Annotated in this window: 2 protein-coding genes and 1 pseudogene; 1 reads left to right on the forward strand and 2 read right to left on the reverse strand. The window is 38.0% G+C overall.

Going from position 1 to position 2798, the window contains the following annotated elements:
• A pseudogene (locus H5072_RS16095) lies at nucleotides 1-618 on the reverse strand (DUF4153 domain-containing protein); the annotation flags it as partial.
• Between the two features lie 228 nt (nucleotides 619-846).
• Nucleotides 847-1545: a tRNA1(Val) (adenine(37)-N6)-methyltransferase gene (locus tag H5072_RS16100; protein WP_165724259.1), complete on the reverse strand. Its 699-nt coding sequence runs from the start codon at nucleotides 1543-1545 to the stop codon at nucleotides 847-849.
• A gap of 75 nt (nucleotides 1546-1620) precedes the next feature.
• Here H5072_RS16100 and srmB point away from each other — a divergent pair.
• Nucleotides 1621-2798 (forward strand): ATP-dependent RNA helicase SrmB (gene srmB, locus H5072_RS16105; RefSeq protein ID WP_182694094.1); only part of this gene is annotated, 1178 nt, incomplete at its 3' end.

A 2798-nucleotide genomic window follows, 5' to 3' on the forward strand; every position in this document is an offset into this window, starting at 1 on the left:
AAAAAACAACGTGAGAACCTGCAGCCACATTACTAATAAACTGCCACTTCCGGTCTCCCATAATTTATTGAGTCCGGTAAAAGGAAGTGTTGCTAAAAAACCGAGAGAAATAACTGATAAAACAGGCAATAAAAACTTAATTAAAGTTTGTAGTAAAAAAGCGATATTATCTTCAATGTTCAAAAGCTTTCTAAATATGACACTCGCAAAGGCAAATGCGAGCGTTAAGGTTGGGATCCAAAACCATTCATTTCTTAGTAGCTCAGAGAAAAATTCTATATCTAAAATATCAAATAAAGCCGCACCTAAATTTAGAATTCCCCAAAAAATAAGTACAAACAGCCAGCATTCTCCAAATATTATAAAATTACGCCAAGAGAGCTTAAATAAACGACTGTAACTAACATTTTCTGAGCTACCAAATTGTTGTATGTACATAAGGCCTTTAAAGCCAGCTATTAAACTAGTAAAAATAAAAACTGACATTAAAGTGTTATTACTTACGTACTCTTGAGGCTCTTGCTGAAAGCCAACATACGCCCCCAATAAAGATAACAACAAGGAAAAAGGAAGGATTAAAAGCAACGACGTTTTTATATTATTTTTATTAACGGTCATTAGCATTAATAAAGGAAAGCTCATAGAAAATGTAATAAGTGAGACTAACCATGTAGGGCTTGTTGCTGGCCACACATTATTTTCTATACTGCTATACAAAAGGGTAAGAGCAATAGCCTGTAATACGGCAAGTATAATTATAAAAGATTTTGGTAACTGACTATCCATATCTGTTCTCAACAATGGTTTTAGTCAGTTTGCGTTATTCGTTCCTATTTTACAATTGCTTCACATTTTCAAATAAAATGCTTTGCATAGGGCTATATAATCAGCAGTGTAGGTATTATCTAAGTTTCTAATACACAGAATTGATGTTTCTATATCGCTTTTTACGTAGCTAAATGCCATTAAACTGCGGCTAATATCTTTATTGGGCGTGGCTTTTACTTGGCAATGAGTATTTAAATAAAGCCCATTTTGAGTAGCAAGCTCAATAAATAATGCACCTTCAACGCTTGGGAGTATTAAGCTAAAGCGAGAGCGGCTATGGCTTAAACGTTTAAACGCATTTATTAACTCTTCAAAACTTAAGCCGTCGGTATGGCGTGCGGTATTACGCGCAGCATTATAGCCTTTTAAACTGTGATTAAAATACGGTGGATTAGAGATAACAACATCAAATTTAACTTCACTACTAAAGCTTTGAATAGTTTGGTGCTTAATACTTATTGTTGGCCACGGACTATTAGCTACATTTTGTAATGCTTGGGTATAGGCGCTTTCGTCAATTTCTACCGCAGTTATATCAAGCTCATTACTGCGCTGCTTACACATTAATGCTAGTAAGCCGGTGCCAGTGCCTATATCAAGTAATGACTTTGCACCGCTTAAATTAGCCCATGCGCCAAGCAAAATGCCATCGGTAGAAACTTTCATTGCACAGTGGTCGTGTTCAACTTTAAATTGTTTAAATACAAAACCAGACATTTTTTCACCTTTTCATTCACCAAGCGCAGCATAGCGCGTATAATCAGGGTAATTGTCCCTTATTTTAGACACTCTATGCAATTTTCTGAATTTGATCTTGATAACAAGCTACTCGATGCCATTAATAAAATGGGCTACGAGACGCCAACCAGCATTCAACAACAAGCTATTCCTGAAGCACTACAGGGGCGCGATATTTTAGCATCTGCGCCTACTGGTACAGGTAAAACAGCGGCATTTTTAATTCCGGCTATTCAGTACTTACTGGATTTCCCACGTCGTGATCCTGGTTTTGCGCGCGTCCTCGTTATGACCCCGACTCGTGAGTTGGCTTATCAAATTCATGAACAATGTGAACTGCTAGCTAAACGCACACACCTAAAAATTGGTGTAGTAACAGGCGGTATTAACTACGGCACGCATAAAGAAATTTTTGAAAAAAATAATGATATTTTAATCGCCACACCAGGTCGATTAATGGAATACCTAGAAACCGAAAACTTTCATGCTGAACACGTAGAAATGCTTATTATCGATGAAGCAGATCGCATGTTAGACATGGGTTTCAAAAAAGAAATGAGCCGTATTTGTGACGAAGCTAAAAATCGTCGCCAATGTTTTTTATTCTCAGCAACACTCGAAGGTGACAGCGTAGAAAGGTTTGCTGAAAAAACATTAAACGACCCTGCTCTATTAGAAGCTGAATCGTCACGTAAAGAAAAAGCTAAAATTCACCAGTGGGTACATTTAGCCGATGACTATCATCATAAACTAGAGCTTTTAGTAAATACCTTAAATGGTCCAGACGTGACTAAAGCAATTGTATTTGTTAAAACCCGTGAGCGTTTAGAAACACTGATTGGCGAGCTAACCAATAATGGCGTTAAAGCAGCTTGGTTACGCGGCGAAATGCCACAAGACAAACGTATGAAAGCCATGGAAAACTTCCACAGTGGTAAAACACGTATCTTAATTGCTACCGACGTAGCTGCACGTGGTATTGACGTATCTGACATCAGCCACGTTATTAACTTTGATATGCCGCGCACTGCCGACGTATACGTACACCGTATTGGTCGTACTGGCCGTGCTGGTAAAAAAGGGATTGCAATATCGTTAGTTGAAGCACACGACATTGGTATTTTGTATAAAGTAGAGCGCTACGTTGAACAAAAACTAAAACGCCGTGTAATTAAAGGTGTTGAGCCACAGCATAAAGAAGCTAAGCCACCGGCTAAAAAGCGTAAAGATCC

This window comes from Pseudoalteromonas sp. SR45-5 (assembly GCF_014163565.1).
Taxonomy (GTDB): Bacteria; Pseudomonadota; Gammaproteobacteria; order Enterobacterales; family Alteromonadaceae; genus Pseudoalteromonas; species Pseudoalteromonas distincta.

What these genes read in the sequence shown, in the direction of transcription:
- H5072_RS16100 (WP_165724259.1), bottom strand. Translation starts at nt 1,545, where the DNA reads ATGTCTGGTTTTGTATTTAAACAATTTAAAGTTGAACACGACCACTGT.